Consider the following 19,584-nt stretch of genomic DNA (forward strand, 5'->3'; position numbering starts at 1 on the left):
AGGTGAACCAAATGACGGTACAATTACCGATTCGGTTTCGCAATATATTCTTTATTTTAATCGGTTCCTTTATTTTCGCGTTCGGCGTCTATCATTTCAACGTCCAAAACAATTTGGCGGAAGGCGGATTCACGGGAATCACCTTGATTCTGCGCGGGTTGTTCGACTGGTCGCCATCAATCACGAACTTGGCGCTCAACATCCCACTCTTTTTCGTCAGCTATAAGCTGCTCGGGCGGACGACGTTCATTTACACGCTCATCGGTACGTTCAGTTTCTCGCTTTGGTACGCCCTTATCGCCAAATACTCGAACTTGATCATCGATTTGACGGACGATATGGTGCTCGCGAGTCTATTCGCCGGTCTTTTCATCGGGATCGGTCTCGGCATCATCTTCAATAATGGCGGGACGACGGGAGGCGTCGACATTATCGCCCGGCTCGTCCAACGCTACGTCGGTTGGTCGATCGGCAAGACGTTCCTCGTCTTCGACTTTTTCGTCATCGTCCTCAGTTTGACGTATCTCGATATCCGCGAGGCGATGTACACGCTCCTCGCCGTCTATATCGGTGCCCGCGTCATCGACTCGATGCAAGAAGGGACCTATGCCGGCAAGGCCGCCATGATCATCAGCGACCATCGTACGGCCATCGCTGACGGGATTCACGCCACGATGAACCGCGGAACGACCCGACTCCTCGCCAAGGGCGGCTATTCGAACAAAGAGCTCGAAGTGCTGTACGTCGTCGTCGGACGAAATGAGGTCAACCGCTTGAAAACGATCGTCAAACAGATCGACCCGCACGCCTTCGTGACGTTCCACCACGTCTATGAGGTCGGCGGTGAAGGGTTCACGTTCGACGAAAACCGTGTACCGCTGAAATAAGTCACGACAAACAACGCCCCGTTCGGATGAACGGGGCGTTTCGTTATGGTTCGATCCGCGTCGACGATGACGGCATCGGCGAGCAGTCGCTCCAGTTCGATGATTTTGGTTTCAATCCGCTCTTGTTCCCGGACCGCCTCTACATACGTCACGTCTTCACGAAAATCACAAAACTTCCGTGCCGTCTTGACACGTTCGAGCGCCTCACGTCGGCTGTCGCCGCGCAACGTCTCGAGCTGTTCTTGTAAGCGGAGTCGCCCCGCTGTCGTCAACTGTGGTCGATGCATCTGCTGCTCCTTTCGAAAACAAAATGTAAAAAAAATCCCGTCACGTGGACGGGACTGATGCTTCTACTCATCACGTGGCATGAAGACGATGAGCGCCAAACGAATCAATTCGGCGACAGCGACGAGTGTCGCGGCCACATAGGTCCAAGCTGCCGCGTTGAGCACTTTACGCGCGCCCGACTCTTCCGTTGCCGTGACGATGCCGTGGCTCGTCAATTCGGCCATGGCGCGTTTCGAGGCGTCGAATTCGACCGGTAACGTGACGAGTTGGAACACGACCGCCCCGAGCATCATGATGACACCGAGTTGGGCGAGGCCCATCGCGCCGAGCAAGAACCCACCTAAGAGAAGCGGGAACGACAAGTTCGACGTGATGTTCACAACCGGGACGAGACGGTGACGGACCCGCATCATCTTATAGTCGGTCGCATCTTGAATCACGTGACCGATCTCGTGGGCCGCAATCGCAGCCGATGAGATCGTCGAACCTTGATACACTTCGCGCGACAAACGGACGACTTTATTGACCGGGTCGTAATGGTCACTCATCAAGCCATCAACCATCTCGATGCGGACGTTATGAACACCGTTTTGTTTCATGATGAAGTCAGCGACTTGTGCACCTGTGACGCCGCTTTGAATCGGTTGTTGGAGAAACTTTTTGTACGTACTTTTCACTCGCATCTGGGCCCATAGCGGGATGAGCATAATCAGTGCAAGATAGAAAATATAGCCACCTAATGACATGTTCTCTATCACCTCTGCGTGTATTTGATAATCTGATTTTACATTCTTATGAACTTATTATCAAGCGAAGTGCGTAGGATGATGTGGTATCCCATAAAAAAACATATTCCGGTCAACCAGAAGGACCCGTACCCGATCCAAGCGATATGTTCAGCGAGCGACGGATAGCGCGGCCACTGCCCGAGCACGTAATCGACGACATCGTTATGGAGGACCCAGATGAGCGTCAAGACGAACGAGCGGATCGTCCATGTCATGAACGGCGCGTACAATAGCGCCTGGAACGCCATCGCCCCGTGTGACACCATCAGCATGACGGCCATGAGCACGGTGAACATCTCCGCATCGGGACCGATTTCCCGCAAGAACAAGATGTTCATGATGACGGCCCATACCCCGTATTTGATGAGCGTCACGAAGGCGAGCGTCTCCATGAGCGGCGACTTCTTGCCGGCAATCCATAACCCGAGCACGACTGTGAAGAAGAGCGATGCCGTCGGACTGTCCGGCACGAACGGCCAATAGATGAGCGGTGTGTCACGGAGCTGGGGCTCATACCAGATGTATCCGTAAATCGTGCCGAACAAGTTGATGAGGAACAGGAGTATCAAGACGAACCGATGGGTGAGGATTGGGCGGATCATATGTATCATTCGTGTATTCCATCCTTTTTTTCTTTATTGTAGCGCAACGGAGGCGAAGTAAAAAGAAGCGTGGCCCGTTAGACGGGCCACGCTTCTTACACCAATCGATTATTGGTTGTTTTCGCCGCCTTCACCGTATGACGCGATGAATTCAGACATGGCTTGGAGATCTTCATCCGAACCGTCCCATTGGCCGGCTGGCATCGTACCGACACCGTTGACCGCGATATCCGCGATCTCTTCGGCCGTGTACTGCGTGCCGACGAGTGCTGGAGCGGCTGCTCCGCCTTCGAGGTTCTGTCCGTGACAGTTCACGCAAGACTGAGCCGAATAAATCTCATAGCCAGGTGCGGCTGTATCGATTTCAGGGCCTTCGCCCGGAACTTCCAAAATCCCTTGTTCATGAACTTGATCCCAGTGTGTCGTTTGGACCGATTCCCACGTCAAGTAGAAAATCGACAAGACGCCGAGCAACATGAAGCTGATCGCGACCGGACGTTTCGCCGGACGGCGTTCGAGTCCTTGGTCGAGCCATGGTGCGATCAAGAGCGCCGTGAAAGCGACCCCTGGCAAGATGACCGTCCCGAGCAAGATCCAATCCCCTGCTGCGAACTGATACTTGAGCAATTGATACAAGAACAAGAAATACCAGTCCGGAAGCGGAATGTATGACGTGTTCGTTGGATCGGCGATGTTTTGGAGCGGTGGGGCCTCGACGATCGTCAAGGCGATGAATCCGATCAAGAAGACCGAACCGACCATCCACTCTTTCAACAAGAAGTTCGGCCAGAACGCTTCCGTGCGTCCTGGGTACTCTGAATAGTCTTTAGCAATATTTTGTTTCCGATTCGAGATTCCTACTCGAGAGTCGGTTACAAATTTCATCCCTTTACCGCGATGCATATCGTTTCTCCTCCTTTTTGTCTTCGAATCGGCTTATAGCGGTCCAGATACCCCTTGTTTACGAATCATCAAGAAGTGGGCTCCGAGGAGTCCGAACAAGGCCGCCGGTAAGAAGAAGACGTGAATGGCGAAGAAGTTCGTGAGCGTCCGTGCGCCGACGATCTCACCACCGGCGAGAAGCGTTTTGGCGATACCACCAATGACCGGGACACTCTCGGCAATTTGAAGTGTAACTTTCGTTGCGAATAACGCTTTCATATCCCACGGTAACAAGTACCCTGTAAGACCGAGCGCCAAGACGACGAAGAACAAGAGAACACCGACGACCCAGTTGAGTTCGCGTGGTTTCTTATACGACCCGGTAAAGAATACGCGGAGCGTATGTAAGAACAACATGACGATCGCAACCGATGCGCCCCAGTGGTGCATCCCTCGAACGATTTGTCCGTGCGCGATCTCGTTTTGAAGATAGTACACCGACGCGTGCGCGTTGATGATGTCTGGTACGTAGTACATCGTCAAGAACATCCCTGACAGAATTTGAATCACGATCGTGAAGAACGTCAGACCGCCGAAGCAATAAACAAATGCTGAAAAGTGATGGGCAGGGTTGACGTGTTCTGGAACTTCATGGTCAGCGATGTCGCGCCATAACGGCGTGATGTCGACGCGTTCATCGACCCAATCATAAATTTTTTGTAACATCGACTATTCCCCCTCTCACAACTGTGCGACTGGACTGCCCAAGTATAGGAAGCCGTCTTTTTCTTCTTTTTCGTAGCGTGCAAGTGGTGCAGTCGGAGGCGTACCGGGAATGTTCGTTCCATCTTTCTCATAGCGACCGAAGTGACACGGGCAGAAGAATTCTGTCGGTCGAGTCGGGTCTCCACCATATCCAACTTGGCAACCGAGGTGCGTACAAATCGGAGACAAGGCGATGATTTCGCCGCTCTCATCTTTAAATACCCACGCCGAAAGCGTTTCTTCAAATTCATACCAAGCATCTTGCGTTTGTTTCTTAAAGTCGACACGTTGCGGCTCAGTCGTGATGTCATCAAGACTGATGACTTTTACTTTATCGCCCGCTCCCGATTTTTTTAAGACCGGATCGATCGCAAAGTTGACCATCGGACTGATCAATGTTGCCGCCATAAAGCCACCTACACCAGTCAACGTATACGTTAAGAACTGACGGCGTGTGACTTTTGACCCATTTTGAGCCATTTCGTTCCCCCCTCATTCGTGTGCATAACCCCATAATTCTTTATGCATTCTTCACAAAAATTTCTCACTCAACAAAATAGTATATCAATAAAACCTCCACGTCAACCGCTTCATGTCGCCATCCAACGGCTCGAAAGCTCCGTGATGACTTGCGTCGCAAAATTTTGAACCATCGTGTGCGACTGCTCGGCGGTCATGCCTTTCAACGCCAGCGGCGGCACGAAAATAATCGGCAGTTCAGAGCCTTTGAAACGCAAATCCGAGGAGATGAACAACACGTGAGTAAACCCGGATGACGTCGCCTGGGCGGTTACTTGTTCGGCGAGCGAACGTCCTGCCTCCACGTCGACATAACTGAGCGTCGGGCTGAGCATCGTCCGTCCGGACAGTTGGCGCTCGGTCTCAAGCGCCACCGCTTGGATGACTTCGTTGCCTTCGGCTTTGCGCACCATGTCCTCATCAAATGCCAGTTCGACGAGCGGGACGACGAGCGTATCGACGTATTGGCGTTCTGTCAGCGACTTCATCGCGTCTAGACCATCGAACCTCATCTTCCTCCTCCTCTCCATTCGACATACATCATTATGTTCATTGTAGCGTACCTACAATCGTTCCCTCTGCGAAACTTATGAACGAAATGTGAAATTATTGTGTATTCCTACGTCATTAATATACCAAAAAACAAGCGCAACCCATAACGGAAGCGCTTGTTTTTATTAAAATAATTTTGAGGCGCGGACTTGATGGAGCTGGCTCGTCAAGTTGCGGAACAATTTCTCGTCTCGTCGGTCGAGCGCCTTATCGATTTCGACGAGCAGACGCTCCTCCTCGAACTGGGCGACCGAGGCGCGAATGACCGTCTGGGCCGACGTCGTCACTTCGTCTTTCACTTCGGCGACAGGTTCAAACGGATTCAATTCCACGATATCAATCCACAGCTCATCAATCATCATGCCTTGAAAGTTCAACTCCACGTAGATGGCGCCGTCGTGGAGCCGGATGTCGTGATACGCTTTCTCGGGATTGACCGTGATGAGGTCACCCCGACGGTAACGGAACGGTTCGCCGTCGAATCCATACGCTGTCATGATCAGACTGCGCGGTGAGACCGAGGCGTTCGTGACGAAGTGAACGTTCCCGAGTTTTTCTGGATGTCTGAGCCAGTAGTCGATAATCCACTTGGCTTCTCGTTTCCGAAGCGTATGATGAGCGAGGAATCGCTTTAAAAATGTTCTTTTCCGCTCGACCATATGACCCCATCTCCTTTATATCGTTTAATCGTGATCCGTTAACCGCTCGAGCCGCTCTTCGAGTGCTTGGCGGTCATCGACATCGACGGTGTGCGCAAGCGTTTGCTCGAGCACTCGTTGCGCTTGATCACGCTGTCCTTCTTCTATCAATAGTGTAGCCCATTCGATCGCAAATGACACGTCCTCTTTATAAACTGGCTCAATCGAGCGGTACAACGTGACGGCCGTCTCATAGTCTTCTAGCTCATAGGCCGCTTTCGCTTTGTACCAAGTCATGAGCGGAGACGTCGAATGTTCTTCGAGCGCATCGATCGTCTCGAGGACGGCCTCCATGTCACCGGCTTCGAACAAGACCGATAAGAGCAGCTCGGTCGCCTGAAGCGATTCGGGGTTCAACGCGAGCGCCTCGCGCAGTTCCGTGACCGCCTCGTCCATCCGACCTTGTTTCAAGAACAGCTTCGCTTTCACCGTGCGCAACTCGTCGTTATAGTCGTCACGGTCGATGCCCTGACCGATTACCTCGAGCGCCTCGTCGAAGCGGCCGAGCTCGTCGAGCGCTTCCGTATAAGGCAAATAGAGCGATGTGAAATCCGGGTCCATCGAACGAAGCGACTCGAACTGTTTGACGGCGATTTCGTCACGACCGATGCGGTGGGCCGTCATGGCGTGCCCGAAAATCGTGTTCAAGTTGCGGTCTTCCGCTTTCTCATACTCATCGAGCGCCTCCTCGAACGAACCGATCATCGTGAGCGCCTCGGCATAATCGGCCTGATAATCGAGTTCTTCCGGCAAGCGCAAGTGCGGCAGACGCGCGTACAGCGGGACCGCCTGCTCGAACGAGCCGATCGAGGCGTACAATTCGGCCAGTCCGTAGATGAGGAGCGGTTCGTCCGGGTTCGTCTCGAGGGCCTCCATCAATTTCTTGACGGCGACCTCATCCAATCCTTGTGATTGATATAAATCCGCGAGGAGGACGAGGCTGCGCATATGCGCCTCTTTGTCCGTCGCATCGATTTTCTCGAGGACGGCGATCGCCTCTTCTTCACGGTCGCTATCCAAGTAGGCCTCGGCGAGCGACAAGGCGACGTGCGGGTTGCCCGCATAATCGACATATAACGCCGCGAGCAACTTGACGGCCCGGTCGGCGAGACCGAGTTCGAGGTAGAGGTCGGCGATGGCCAGACGGTCCTCGTCCGACCCTTCCTTCTCGAGCGATTCGAGATGCATGAGGGCATGCTCCGTCTCACCTTTTTCAAGCATCTCAATGATATGGTTTAATTCTGTTTCGTCTAACATCGTCCAAATTCCTCCTAGCGGCTACTCGTATTGACGTTATTCTATCTCACGACCGAGTCGTTGTAAATCGTCACGGAAGCGCGGGTAACTCACGTCCGCTGCCTCGACGTGGTCAATCGTCACAGATTCCGTCGTCAATAAGTCCGCGATTTGGAGCATCATCGCCAAGCGATGGTCTCCATGCGAAGAGACGCGCCCCCCATGCAATCGGCTCGGATAGACGTCAAAGCCGTCATCCGTCTCGCGAAGGTCGACACCGAGCGCCTTCAACTCGCTCGCGACCGTCTGAATCCGGTCCGTCTCCTTGACGCGGAGCTCGCCTGCGTCCCGGACCGATGATGGGCTCGACGCCTGCGATGCGACGAGGGCGAACAATGGCAACTCATCGATTTGATGTGGGATGGCAGTCCCGTCCAACCGGATGCCGTGGAGTGCGCTCGTCGAGACGGTGACGTCCCCGACCGACTCTTCTCCGAGGGCGCGGACGTTCGTCACTTCAACGTGTGCCCCCATCCGTTCGAGTGTGCGCAAGAAGCCGATCCGCGTCTCGTTCAAACAGACGTCGGTCGTCGTGACGCGGCTATTCGGGACGAGTGCGGCCCCGGCCCACCAAAAGGCGGCCGAGGACGGGTCGGCCGGTACGGCCACCGTCGCGCCTTCCAGGACGGACGGCGTCAATCGAATCGTCCGGACCCCTTCGTCCGAGCTGATGTCAATATCCCCTTTGAACAGCGGTAGCATGCGCTCGGTATGGTCCCTTGACAAGACCGGCTCGCGCACGACCGTCGGGCTGTCCGCGCGCAGTCCGGCCAATAAGATGGCCGATTTCACTTGCGCACTCGCGACAGGCAACGTGTAATCGATGCCCGTCAACGTCCGCCCGTGAATCAGGAGCGGAGCGACGTCACCAGCCAGGTCGGCCCCCATGGCGCGTAGCGGCGCTGTGACGCGTCGCATCGGCCGCTTCGAGAGCGAGGCATCGCCGGTGAGCGTGAACGTACCGTCGTAGCCGGCAAGCAATCCTGCCATGAGACGCATCGTCGTGCCGGAATTCCCGCAATCGAGTTCCGCCGACGTGAGCGATTGGCTACCGGTAATGACCAGGCGATCTGCTTGTTCATCGACTTGCGCGCCCAAACGCCGGATCGCTTCGAGCGTCGACCGGCAATCCTCCCCGAGGAGCGGGTCGTACACCGTCGTCTGTCCGTGCGCCACGGCCCCGAGCAATAACGCCCGGTGCGTGATCGACTTATCGCTCGGTACGCGTATGAATCCGTTCAATCCCATCTTAAAACCATCCTTTCAGCTGTTCGTATGCTTCGGCGAGGCGCTCGGTCGTGACGCTCGCCACGGTCACATCTTCACCGAGCAGGACGAAGCGAATCCGTCCCCTTCGATTCTTTTTGTCGTGCCCCATCACTTCGAGATACGTTTCGAACGGCTGCCAATCGACCGGCGTGACCGCTTGTCGCTTCATGAATCCGGCGAGCGCTTTGGCGCGTGTGACGTCCCCGCCGACCAAGAACGCATACACCATCCCGTATAAGACGGCCTCCCCGTGCGCCAATCGATACGCCTCGACCGATTCGAGCGCATGGCCGAACGTATGGCCAAAGTTCAGCCATGCCCGAACGCCTTGTTCTCGTTCATCGGCCTCGACGATCCGTCGTTTCACTTCAATCCCACGGGCGAGCCACGTTTCCCACTCGAGCGGTCCGTGCGCCAACGCGGTGAACAGGTCGTCCTCGAACGAGTGTCCGAGGACGTAGCGTGACAAGTAGGCGTGCTTGATCAACTCGCCGAGTCCGCTCAATACATCTCGGTCCGTCAACGTCTCGAGACGGTCGACGTTATAGTGGACGCCGGCTGGCTGATAAAAAGCCCCGATGGCGTTTTTCGCGAGCGGGTGGTTGACCGCGACTTTCCCGCCGACGGCCGAGTCGTGGGCGAGCACCGTCGTCGGCACTTGTATGTACTGCAGGCCTCGCATATAGACACTCGCCAGAAAACCGGCCAAGTCGCCAATCATACCGCCGCCAAAGGCGATTACGAGCGTATCCCGGTCACAGCCGGCCGTCAACCCGTCCGCGACAAGACGTTCAATCGTCTCGAGTGATTTTGACCCGTCGCCCGGACGGACGACCGACCAGACGATCTGGCGCGCGTGCGCCTCGAGACGAGCGCGGAACGCCGTCCCATGCAAGCGGTCCACCGTATCGTCCGTGATGACCCAAATGCTCGAACACGAGAAGTAAGGGACGCGGTCGAGCCAGGCGTCCCCTCGTTCCATCGTGACGTCGTACGGTGCCGAGGTGTTCACTCGAATCGTCACCATGTGCGAATCTCCTCGCGATACGCATCGACGCGCGCTTGGATGCGGCCGACCGTATCGTGTCCGAACGTCTCGCACAGCTCACGGGCGAGTTCGAACGCGACTACGGCCTCGACGACGAGTGAGGCGGCCGGGACGGCACAGGCGTCACTTCGTTCGATTTGCGCGAGGAACGGCTCTTTCGTGTCGATATCGACGGATTGGAGCGGCTTGTAGAGCGTCGGGATCGGTTTCATCACAGCGGTACAGACGATCGGCATCCCGGTCGTCATCCCGCCCTCGAAACCGCCGAGATGGTTGCTCAGGCGTGTATAACCGTCCGGACCATAGGCGATCGGGTCCATCACTTCCGACCCTGGGCGATACGCCATCTCGAACCCGTCACCGAACGCGACGCCTTTGATGGCGTTGACGCTCATGACGGCTCGGGCGATTGCCGCATCGAGTTTCCGGTCGTATTGGACGTACGATCCAAGTCCCGGGATGACGCCATGCACTTCTGTACAGATGACACCACCGAGCGAGTCGCCCGCCGCTTTCGCCTCATCGATTCGATGCATCATCGCCTGCCCTGCCGCCTCGTCCATCGTCCGCACCGGTGACGCCTCAATTGTGGCGCGCAACGTCTCGAGCGACTCGTACGAGGCATCGGCCTCGACGCCGCCAATCACTTTGACGTAGCTGACGAGCGACATCCCGACGGCAGCGAGCAATTGTTTGCTGAGGGCGCCGACGGCGACCCGGGCGGCCGTCTCACGTGCGCTCGAGCGTTCGAGGACGTCGCGCAGGTCACGATGATCGTATTTCAAACCGCCGACGAGGTCCGCATGTCCAGGTCTTGGACGGACGACACGGCGTTTGATTTCCACGTCCGCATCGATCGGTTCGGCCTGCATGACGTTCCGCCAATGCGTGTGGTCTTTGTTCTCGATCCAGAACGAAATCGGGGCCCCTGTCGTCACCCCGTGACGAATGCCGGCCCTCACCTCGATTCGATCTGATTCGATTTGCATGCGGCGCCCACGGCCATAGCCGGACTGCCGCTTCGCGAGTTCTGTGTTGATGGCTTGCACATCGACCGCAAGCCCGGCCGGCACGCCCTCGATGATGATTGAAAGTCCAGGACCGTGCGATTCTCCTGCCGTCAAATAACGCATAGCTGTCACCTCACTCTTCAATTTTTTCGTAGAAGAAGCTTTGCTTCATCTTGTAGCCGTATCGCTTCGGTTGAAAGATCTGCTCGGTCCCGCCGACGAACAGGACTCCGCCTGGCCGAAGCGATCGGTGAAACGATGTATATACTTTTTCTTTCGCTTCCTCGGTGAAATAAATCAAGACGTTTCGGCAGACGATCAAATCAAAATTCCGTTCGTACACGTCGGCCAGCAGATTATGTTTTTTGAACGTCACTAATTTTTTGATGTCCTCTGTGATGTAATAGTCGTCGCCGCGGCGGGTGAAGTAACGTTGCCGGAACTCTACCGGCAAGTCGACGAGCGCCCGCTCATGATACTTGCCTTGTTTCGCTTTTTCGATCACCACGTCATCTAGGTCCGTCGCCGTGATTGTGAACTGTGCGGGTGACAAATGTTTCGATAACAGCATCGCCAGCGAATACGGTTCTTCACCGGTCGAGCAGGCCGCGCTCCAAACGCGCAACTTGCCCTGACTCTTGCGGATGAGTTCCGGTAAAATGTCCGTCTCCAGTTGCTGCCAGCGGACCGGGTTCCGATAAAACTCGCTCACGTTAATCGTCATGCGATCCAAAAATTCATCATATAAGCCCCGGTCCGACTCCATCGCTTTGAAGTACTCGATAAACGTGGCATACCCTTTCTTCTCGCGAAGCGCAATCATGCGCCGCTTCATCTGGGCTTCTTTATATAAATTTAAGTCGATCCCCGACTTCAGATAAAACTTTTTTACGAAGATGGCATAATCATTTATCACCAGTTCCAACCTCAATTCTTTCTCTTCTCCTAGATCATGTCGTGCCAAAACGTGCGAAAGCGCTTCAATCCCAATACAAAAAGGGACAGGAGGCCCCCGTCCCTTTTATCGTCATCAAACGTGTGATGCTTCAGTGGCGAACCAGAGTGACAATTCACGCTCTGCGCTCTCCACGCTATCTGAACCATGGATGACGTTTTGTGACATCGTCGAGGCCAAATCGCCACGAATCGTTCCTGGTTGTGCGTCCAGCGGGTTCGTCTTCCCGATCATCAATCGAGAGACGGCGACGATATTTTCGCCTTCCCACTCCATCGCTACAACAGGACCTGACGTTAAGAATTCGACAAGCTCTCCAAAGAACGGCTTTTCCTTATGTTCCGCATAATGCGATTGTGCGACTTCAACCGATGGCGTCAATAGCTCAAGACGGTTCAATGTATATCCTTTGTTTTCGAAGCGCGAGATGATTTCCCCAATCAGACCGCGTTTCACTCCATCCGGTTTTACCATTAAAAATGTCTTTTCCATTCCCCTAATCCCCCTAAATCAATATGTGTACCTTGTACTTTATTAGTGTACACGGTCATCTTGATTATTGAAAGGGTTTACAAGGTGGTTTTTACCATTTTCGTTTCCCGATATACTCGGCGATTTCAATGAGCGAGCGCTTGTCCGGCACGTCCGGCAAGCCATCGAGTCGTTGAATCGCCCGGTTCACGTACCGATCGATTGTCCGCTGGCTTCGCTCGAGCGTCCCGTTGCGTTGCACTTCACGAACGAGCGTATGGGTCGTCGCGTAATCGGATGACTGGTTGACTTGCTGCAATCGGTCAAAGAATTCCGGGTCTTCCGCTGAATAGAAGAGCGGCAACGTTTTGTGACCGTGCTTCAAATCCTCTCCGACCGGCTTTCCGAGTTGAAAGCTTTTCGCGGTGAAATCAAGCAGGTCGTCCGTCATTTGAAACGCCATCCCGATGTCGTAGCCGAACAGCCGCAACTGTTTGACGACTTCGGGTGATGCCCCCGAGACGACGGCCCCGGTCGCGCAACTCGTCTCAATCAAGAGCGCCGTCTTCCGGGCAATCCGATCGAGATATCGTTTCGGGGATTGGCCCCAGTCGTATTGGTCTTGAATCTGATTGATTTCACCGATACAAATCAGTTCCATCGTGTCGGCCATGATTTGCATCACGCGCGGCGAGTCGACCTCAGAAACGAGTCGAATTGCTTCGCCGAACAACGTGTTCCCCGTATACATCGCGACCTGCTCATCATAACGTTCCATGACGGTCGGTTTGCCACGCCGGAGTGTGGCGTCATCGATGACGTCATCATGGACGAGCGAGGCCATATGAATCAGTTCAAGACTCGCCGCCACTTTCGTCAGGCGGATATCTTTCGCTTGACCGAAACCGGCGCTCAGCAATACGAACGCCGGGCGGATCCGCTTCCCGCCCGCATCAAGCAGTTGCTTCGACGCCGCCTCGATGACCGGATGATCCGTATGGACCCGCGTCGACAAGAAGCGGTCGATCTGCTCGATTTCTCGGTTCATGTGGCGATAAAGTCGCTTCAAAGACATCGGTCACCACTTCTTTCCTAGGTGCATGGCACACGCACCGCCGGAGAACGCCTTCACTTCGACTTGTTCGAAGCCTGCCGTCTCGAACATGCGTTTTAGCGTCAACCGATCCGGGAATTGGTCGGTCGACTCTTGAAGCCATTTATATTGATCATATGAGCCGGCGAACACTTTCCCGAATAATGGCATGACCGAGCCGAAATAGAAACGGTACAGCTCGCTAAAGAGCGGCGCTGTCGGTTGGCTCGTCTCGAGACAAACGACCGTCCCGCCCGGCTTCAACACCCGATGCATCTCACGGAGCACCGTCATGTAATCCGGTACGTTGCGAAGACCGAAACCGATCGTCACATAGTCGAATGAGTGATCCCCGAACGGCAATGCCATCGCGTTACCATGGATGAGTTCGATCGTCGGATAAGCGCCCACTTTCTCTTGGCCGACCGCGAGCATATTCTCGGAAAAGTCGAGACCTTTGACGACACCGGTGTTCCCGGCCGCCTCGGCGAGTTGGATCGTCCAGTCCGCCGTCCCGCAGCAGACGTCGAGACATTTCGCGCCTGGGAACACTTGCATGCGACGCATCGTCGCTTTGCGCCACCATTTATGCAAACGGAAACTGATGATCGAGTTCATCGTATCGTAGCTCGGTGAGATTGATTGAAACACGTCATATACTTTTTGCTCTTTTTCTTTCGGTTGCAATACGTAACATCCTTTCCGTTCTAAGCGACAGCGTGCGCCAGGAGCGTCGTTAGCTGTTCTCGTTGATCTTGGCGCAGTACTGTCGCCTTTCGTTCGATGATCGTTTTTCCGTATGTGGTCAAGTAGGATCGACCTATCACCTCAGAAAACGTTTTAATCAATCCGAAGTTCGCTTCCATCCAAGTCGTGACGGGCACGTCCGCATCAAGCGCGAGCGTACATTTCGCCCCATTGACAAGCTGGACCGACCGACCGAAGCGATTGCTATAGTCGGATGGGAACAGAGCCAATATTTTATAAAATTGAGCCGAGGCGAAGTCGCCGGCGAGCACTTTGAGTTGCCGCTCGAGCGAGCCGTTCGGGCAATCCTTTACTTGATCGTGCAGTTCGAGTGCTTGATGTGCAAAATATGTCGCAAGCACGAGCTGACGTTGTTGATTCGATTCGATTTCAATCATCTCGACCATCCAACGAAGTAAAGGCATGTCGACTACGGGTACAATCTCGTGTCTCGTCAAATACGGATGGTTCATGCGTTCTTCGATTTGACGAGCAAGGTCGGTGACAACGGTTTCGTATGTCATCTGTTCCATGCTATCCCCCCTCGTCCTCTTCGTTGTCATTCTGACATAGTATAGCACATTTTTGTCACATTCACGCCATGTGAACTCGCTTTCCGACACAAAAAAAGCCGCCTTTCGGCGACTTATGTATTGCCCATTATTTGACCGCATCTTTAAGCGCTTTACCTGCTTTGAAGGCAGGAACTTTGCTTGCCGGGATTTCGATATCTTCTTTCGTACGTGGGTTGCGACCTTTACGGGCAGCGCGCTCACGAACTTCAAAAGTACCAAAACCGATCAATTGAATTTTATCACCGTTTTGGAGTGCTTCAGTGATAGATTCGAAAGTAGCTTCTACAACTTGTGTAGCTTCTTTTTTCGAAACATTTGCTTTCTCCGCAACTGCTTGGATCAATTCAGTTTTGTTCATCACGATTCACCTCCTCTCACTGAGAGTTTACGGGATTAATCATATCGTACAAACGTTGATATGACAACATTTTTTAAGCAATCGGCCCATATTTGACCCGCTCCGTCGATCAGTTGTTTAAAAACTCGACTTCACCTTGTTCATTAATCGTGTACCCTTGCGAATAAGCCGGGGCGAATGGTGAGTCATTATAGAGCAAATACCGAATGTCCTCACCGACTTTCGGCTCTACATCCGTGTTCTCGAGGGCGTCCTCCAGGTCGGCCCGATAGTCGACAAATAATTGTCCGGTCCCGTCGACGTAAATCGGCAACTCGTTTTCCGTGTACGGGCTCGGGATGCTCGGCTCTTCAGAGACGAAGATGAGGTCGTAATCGACCGTGAATTGATTCTTTCCGAGCGACCCGTCAAACGGGAACTTGCCTTCTTTGGCCCGGAACGCGTTAATGTTCGTCTGCAACTGTTGTAAGCTTTCAGACACCCGTAAATCGATGAGCTTGACCGTCGGCTCCGTCTCGGCGTCCACGAGGACGTATAAGAACAGGCCGCCCCCTTCGAAGCTGTTCGCCGGCGGGTCGGCCAAATAACCGGGCACGAGCCGGGCGAACTCGATCGGATAACGCTCCATGAGCGGCGTCTCGGCCGGTCTTGTTTTAATCGGCAACACCCCGGTCGTCTCCTTGAACGAGTCGACGGCCGTCTGTACCGATGTCAATTGGTCTTCATACGGGACGTTGTCGACCCGGTTCGAATCCGGGAACATACATCCACTGAGCACGGTCGCCGCCAAAAGGCTCGCGACCAAAAGAATCCGTTTCACGTCTTATCCTCCTGTCGGTCCTGAAGCGACCACATAAATCATAATGATCGTCCCAAATAAAAAAATGACGAATGCGATGACGCGGACGAGCGCCGCGAACCATCCCGTTAGTTTCGTATGGCTGACTGCCACCATGAGCGCGGCGATGGCAAACGCCCCGATGCCCGCAAATGAAATCCACATCTTGATGAGTGACGGTGTCACGTTAATCCCCTCGACTTTCTCTATAAATCTTGCTCCGTACATTAGTGTAGCAAAAAAAACAAAGGAACTGAACGAAAACGTCAGTCCCTTTGCTCTAAGTCGCCTTCAAAATGGAACACTTCTTCCATCTCATGCTTCTGTGGGCGTCTCATTAACTTTTGTACTTCATCGTGCGGGCTCTTGCCTTCGAATAACACGTTGTAGAGGGCCTCTGTGATCGGCATCTCGACACCGGCTTCCCGAGCGAGCGTATGCGCCGCTTCACAGGCACGCACCCCTTCCACGACCATGCCCATTTGACCGAGCACGTCTTCGAGCTTTTCACCGCGACCGATCGCGTTCCCGGCACGCCAGTTACGGCTATGCTGGGACGTGGCCGTAACAATCAAATCGCCGATTCCCGTCAAGCCGGAGAACGACGCCGGGTTGGCACCGAGTTTGACCCCGAGTCGGGCAATCTCGACGATTCCGCGTGTCATGAGGGCCGCTTTGGCGTTATCGCCATAACCGAGCCCGTCCGTCATTCCTGCAGCGAGCGCGATGATGTTTTTGAGCGCGCCCCCGTACTCCGCCCCGATGACGTCCGAGTTCAAATACACCCGGAACTGATCGTTCGTGAGCAACTCTTGAATCTCATCGGCCACGTCCAAGTCCTCGCAAGCGATGGTGATGGTCGTCAATTTACGGACGGCCACTTCCTCGGCATGCGTCGGTCCCGTCAAGACACCGATGGCCCGACGTTTCGACGGGTCAATCTCTTCGGCAATAATCTCCGACAGACGTTTATGCGTCTTCGGTTCGATTCCTTTGGCGGCATGCACGAGGACCGTCGGTTCCGTAAGGAGCGCGTTCAATTCACGCGACACCGGACGGATCGCCGAACTCGGGACGACGAGGAACACGATGGAGCGGCCTTTGACCGCTTCCGCCAAGTCTGTCGTCGCCCGAATCGAAGTCGGCAACGGTGCGTCTTTCAAATAGGTCGCGTTCGTGTGTGCCGTGTTGATTTCATGAACGTGATCTTCCTCACGTCCATACAGCAGAACATCATGCCCGTTGTCAGCGAGGACGAGCGAAATCGCCGTTCCCCAGCTCCCCGCGCCGATGACAGCTACTTTTGCCATAGGAGGCACCCCCATTACTAGTTTTTCTGACGAGCCACGATATGAATCGGTGTACCAGTAAAGTCAAATGCGCGGCGAATCTGGTTATCTAGATAACGTTTGTATGAGAAGTGAAGCAACTCTGGATCGTTGACGAACAACACGAACGTCGGCGGCTCGATGGCCACTTGCGTCGCGTAGTTGATCTTGAGTCGTTGTCCTTTGTCCGTCGGTGTCGGGTTCATCGCGACAGCATCGACGATGACGTCGTTCAAGACGCTCGTCGAGATGCGACGGCGATGTGAATCGGCCACTTCTTTGATGACCGGTAGAAGCGTCTGCAACCGTTTCGACGTGAGCGCCGACAAGAAGACGATCGGTGCATAGTCGAGGAACAAGAATTCTTTACGAATCTTCTCTTCCATTTTCTTCATCGTCTTATCGTCTTTGTCGACGGCGTCCCATTTGTTGACGACGAGGACGATGGCTTTCCCTGCTTCGTGAGCGAGTCCGGCCACACGTTTGTCTTGCTCGATGATGCCTTCTTCACCGTCGATGACGACGAGAACGACGTTCGAGCGTTCAATCGCTTTTTGGGCCCGCATGACGCTATAGCGCTCGGTCGATTCGTACACTTTCCCGCGCTTGCGCATCCCGGCCGTATCGATGATGACGTATTCTTGTCCATCCCGTGTGAACGGTGTATCGATGGCATCACGAGTTGTTCCCGCGATGTCCGAGACGATAACTCGTTCTTCTCCGAGAATCGCGTTCGTCAAGCTCGATTTCCCAACGTTTGGACGTCCGATGAGCGAGAACTGGATGACTTCTTCGTTGTACTCATAGTCGTCTTTGTCTGGAGCCAGGTCGAGCACTTTGTCGAGTAGATCTCCGAGACCGAGACCGTGCGTCCCTGAAATCGGGAACGGGTCGCCGAAACCGAGTGAATAGAACTCATACATGAGTTCGCGCATCTCGAAATTGTCGACTTTGTTGACGGCGAGGACGACCGGTTTGTTCGAACGGAACAACAAGTTCGCCACTTCTTCGTCTGCTGCTGTAATGCCTTCGCGTCCGTTCACCATGAAGACGATGACGTCCGCCTCATCGATTGCAAGCTCGGCCTGGTGCCGCATTTGCACGAGGAGCGGCTCATCGCCGACCTCGATTCCGCCTGTGTCGATTAAATGAAACTTACGGTTCAACCACTCACCCGTCCCATAAATGCGGTCGCGTGTAACACCGGGCTTATCATCGACGATCGACACGCGATCTCCGATAATCCGGTTAAAAATCGTGGATTTCCCAATATTCGGGCGGCCTACGATGGCCACTGCTGGAATTCCCATATAAACACCTCTCTAACTTTCATTCAATAAGTCTATCGTTTCTAATTGCAACTGTACTATCATATCACAGGCGAATTTCTGTGACCATACAAAAAGAAGCGGGAGTCTGGCTCCCGCTTGAACGATCGTCTTATTTAGAATCGTCCGAGGTCTCGTCCCCTGTCAATTCAGAGACAGAGAAACCTCCTTGGTCACTATACTCGTCGAGCAACGATTGATCCGCGTCACCGCGTGATGAATCGCTCGACTCGAGCGCGCGCATCGACAACGAGATTTTCTTCTCGTCAAGATGAACGTCGAGTACTTTCACGGTTACTTCTTGGCCTTCTGACAAGACTTCAGATGGTGTCGCGATGTGTCGGTTCGCAATTTGCGAGATATGAAGCAAACCTTCGACTTGCGGCGCCACTTCGACGAACGCACCGAACGTGACGAGACGTTTGACTTTCCCTTCAATCACGTCGCCCGGCTGAATTTTGCCTTCCACCGATTCCCACGGTCCAGGCTGCGTCTCTTTAATCGACAATTTCACTTTCTCATTATCGAGGTCAAGTCCAAGCACTTTCACTTTGACTTTGTCTCCTTCAGTCACAACATCGCTCGGTTTCTCAACTCGGCTATGCGCCATCTCCGAAATGTGGACGAGGCCATCGACGCCGCCGATATCGACGAATGCACCGAAATCTGTGAGACGTTGAACCGTCCCTTCGATGATTTGACCGACTTCGAGCGATTCGAGCGTCTCCGCTTTCTTGGCACTCATTTCTGCTTCGGCAACCGCTTTATGCGACAAGATGACCCGATTTTTCTCGCGGTCAATCTCGACGACTTTAACCGTAATCGGTTTATTCAAGTAGGATGAGAAGTCTTCGACGAAATGGTTCTCTACGAGCGAAGCCGGGATAAATCCACGGATGCCTATGTCAACGACAAGACCACCTTTGACCTTGTCTTTTACCATGACTTCAAACACTTCGCCGGATTCGAATTTCTCGACGATTTGATCCCAAGCTGCCTCGGCATCCACGTCTTTCTTCGAAACGACCACCTCTTCGTCCGTGACCTTTTTCACTTTGACACGGATTTCGTCGTTAACATGGAGTGATTCGTTTAAATCGTCTAAATGCATGCTTGATACTTCGCTGATTGGTAAAATTGCCTCGGTTTTATAACCGATATCGATCAACGCTTGCTTGTCCTCGATTTTGACGACAGTACCGGTCACAATTTGACCTCGATTGATTTCAAAATCAGGCATATCTTTCATTTCTTCGACCATTCCAACACTACCCCCTCACGATGAGT

At 53.9% G+C, this 19,584-nt stretch carries 24 protein-coding genes; 1 reads left to right on the forward strand and 23 read right to left on the reverse strand.

The window, feature by feature from the left end:
* The first annotated feature begins 11 nt into the window (after positions 1-11).
* Positions 12-887, forward strand: coding sequence for a YitT family protein (locus KNP83_RS07510; RefSeq protein ID WP_214761961.1), 876 nt, complete (start codon positions 12-14; stop codon positions 885-887).
* Here the strand turns inward: KNP83_RS07510 and KNP83_RS07515 are convergent.
* The 23 genes from KNP83_RS07515 to rpsA all read right to left on the reverse strand — a co-directional run bounded on the left by KNP83_RS07515 (position 830) and on the right by rpsA (position 19,558).
* The gene (locus KNP83_RS07515) at positions 830-1,174 is read right to left on the reverse strand and encodes a GreA/GreB family elongation factor (protein WP_214761962.1); all 345 of its coding nucleotides are present in this window, start codon (positions 1,172-1,174) and stop codon (positions 830-832) included. The two genes, KNP83_RS07510 and KNP83_RS07515, sit on opposite strands and share 58 nt — an antisense overlap.
* A 63-nt stretch (positions 1,175-1,237) precedes the next feature.
* Positions 1,238-1,921: a zinc metallopeptidase gene (locus KNP83_RS07520; RefSeq protein ID WP_128122633.1), complete on the reverse strand. Its 684-nt coding sequence runs from the start codon at positions 1,919-1,921 to the stop codon at positions 1,238-1,240.
* 38 nt (positions 1,922-1,959) lie between these two features.
* The gene (locus tag KNP83_RS07525) at positions 1,960-2,574 is read right to left on the reverse strand and encodes a DUF1405 domain-containing protein (RefSeq protein WP_214761963.1); all 615 of its coding nucleotides are present in this window, start codon (positions 2,572-2,574) and stop codon (positions 1,960-1,962) included.
* 99 nt (positions 2,575-2,673) lie between these two features.
* Positions 2,674-3,468, reverse strand: coding sequence for a menaquinol-cytochrome c reductase cytochrome b/c subunit (locus tag KNP83_RS07530; RefSeq protein ID WP_021067210.1), 795 nt, complete (start codon positions 3,466-3,468; stop codon positions 2,674-2,676).
* Positions 3,469-3,501: 33 nt separating this feature from the next.
* Positions 3,502-4,173: a menaquinol-cytochrome c reductase cytochrome b subunit gene (qcrB, locus tag KNP83_RS07535; protein ID WP_128122636.1), complete on the reverse strand. Its 672-nt coding sequence runs from the start codon at positions 4,171-4,173 to the stop codon at positions 3,502-3,504.
* Between the two features lie 15 nt (positions 4,174-4,188).
* Positions 4,189-4,692, reverse strand: a complete 504-nt coding sequence (locus KNP83_RS07540; protein WP_021067208.1) for a QcrA and Rieske domain-containing protein — start codon at positions 4,690-4,692, stop codon at positions 4,189-4,191.
* A gap of 110 nt (positions 4,693-4,802) precedes the next feature.
* Positions 4,803-5,243 carry a DUF2487 family protein gene (locus tag KNP83_RS07545; protein WP_214761964.1) on the reverse strand — a complete coding sequence of 147 codons (441 nt, stop codon included), beginning with the start codon at positions 5,241-5,243 and terminating at the stop codon, positions 4,803-4,805.
* Positions 5,244-5,408: 165 nt separating this feature from the next.
* The gene (locus KNP83_RS07550) at positions 5,409-5,942 is read right to left on the reverse strand and encodes a ReoY family proteolytic degradation factor (RefSeq protein WP_021067206.1); all 534 of its coding nucleotides are present in this window, start codon (positions 5,940-5,942) and stop codon (positions 5,409-5,411) included.
* A 24-nt stretch (positions 5,943-5,966) separates the two neighbouring features.
* Positions 5,967-7,238, reverse strand: a complete 1,272-nt coding sequence (locus tag KNP83_RS07555; protein WP_214761965.1) for a tetratricopeptide repeat protein — start codon at positions 7,236-7,238, stop codon at positions 5,967-5,969.
* A 36-nt stretch (positions 7,239-7,274) separates the two neighbouring features.
* Positions 7,275-8,525 (reverse strand): 3-phosphoshikimate 1-carboxyvinyltransferase, encoded by a 1,251-nt coding sequence (gene aroA, locus KNP83_RS07560; protein ID WP_214761966.1) that lies wholly within the window; start codon positions 8,523-8,525, stop codon positions 7,275-7,277.
* A 1-nt stretch (position 8,526) separates the two neighbouring features.
* On the reverse strand, positions 8,527-9,573 hold the full coding sequence (locus KNP83_RS07565) for a 3-dehydroquinate synthase (protein WP_214761967.1): 1,047 nt from the start codon (positions 9,571-9,573) through the stop codon (positions 8,527-8,529).
* Positions 9,567-10,727: a chorismate synthase gene (aroC, locus tag KNP83_RS07570; RefSeq protein ID WP_214761968.1), complete on the reverse strand. Its 1,161-nt coding sequence runs from the start codon at positions 10,725-10,727 to the stop codon at positions 9,567-9,569. The genes KNP83_RS07565 and aroC overlap by 7 nt, the downstream gene beginning before the upstream one ends.
* 10 nt (positions 10,728-10,737) lie before the next feature.
* Positions 10,738-11,517: a CheR family methyltransferase gene (locus KNP83_RS07575; protein WP_214762390.1), complete on the reverse strand. Its 780-nt coding sequence runs from the start codon at positions 11,515-11,517 to the stop codon at positions 10,738-10,740.
* 117 nt (positions 11,518-11,634) lie between these two features.
* On the reverse strand, positions 11,635-12,051 hold the full coding sequence (gene ndk, locus KNP83_RS07580; protein WP_214761969.1) for a nucleoside-diphosphate kinase: 417 nt from the start codon (positions 12,049-12,051) through the stop codon (positions 11,635-11,637).
* 91 nt (positions 12,052-12,142) lie between these two features.
* Positions 12,143-13,105, reverse strand: a complete 963-nt coding sequence (locus KNP83_RS07585) for a polyprenyl synthetase family protein (RefSeq protein WP_214761970.1) — start codon at positions 13,103-13,105, stop codon at positions 12,143-12,145.
* A 3-nt stretch (positions 13,106-13,108) separates the two neighbouring features.
* Entirely contained in the window at positions 13,109-13,810 is a 702-nt protein-coding gene (locus tag KNP83_RS07590) for a demethylmenaquinone methyltransferase (RefSeq protein ID WP_214761971.1), read from the reverse strand.
* A 20-nt stretch (positions 13,811-13,830) separates the two neighbouring features.
* A complete protein-coding gene (locus KNP83_RS07595; RefSeq protein ID WP_214761972.1) occupies positions 13,831-14,403 on the reverse strand; it encodes a heptaprenyl diphosphate synthase component 1 in 573 nt (190 codons plus the stop codon).
* 127 nt (positions 14,404-14,530) lie between these two features.
* On the reverse strand, positions 14,531-14,803 hold the full coding sequence (locus KNP83_RS07600; RefSeq protein ID WP_021067196.1) for an HU family DNA-binding protein: 273 nt from the start codon (positions 14,801-14,803) through the stop codon (positions 14,531-14,533).
* 109 nt (positions 14,804-14,912) lie between these two features.
* Positions 14,913-15,623, reverse strand: coding sequence for a hypothetical protein (locus KNP83_RS07605; protein ID WP_214761973.1), 711 nt, complete (start codon positions 15,621-15,623; stop codon positions 14,913-14,915).
* A 3-nt stretch (positions 15,624-15,626) separates the two neighbouring features.
* Entirely contained in the window at positions 15,627-15,827 is a 201-nt protein-coding gene (locus tag KNP83_RS07610; protein WP_021067194.1) for a DUF2768 family protein, read from the reverse strand.
* Between the two features lie 80 nt (positions 15,828-15,907).
* Positions 15,908-16,951: an NAD(P)H-dependent glycerol-3-phosphate dehydrogenase gene (locus KNP83_RS07615; RefSeq protein ID WP_214761974.1), complete on the reverse strand. Its 1,044-nt coding sequence runs from the start codon at positions 16,949-16,951 to the stop codon at positions 15,908-15,910.
* 17 nt (positions 16,952-16,968) lie between these two features.
* Positions 16,969-18,279, reverse strand: coding sequence for a ribosome biogenesis GTPase Der (der, locus tag KNP83_RS07620; RefSeq protein WP_214752188.1), 1,311 nt, complete (start codon positions 18,277-18,279; stop codon positions 16,969-16,971).
* Between the two features lie 130 nt (positions 18,280-18,409).
* Positions 18,410-19,558, reverse strand: a complete 1,149-nt coding sequence (rpsA, locus tag KNP83_RS07625; protein WP_214761975.1) for a 30S ribosomal protein S1 — start codon at positions 19,556-19,558, stop codon at positions 18,410-18,412.
* Positions 19,559-19,584: the final 26 nt, after the last annotated feature.

The organism is Exiguobacterium sp. s146 (genome assembly GCF_018618415.1).
Taxonomy (GTDB): Bacteria; Bacillota; Bacilli; order Exiguobacteriales; family Exiguobacteriaceae; genus Exiguobacterium.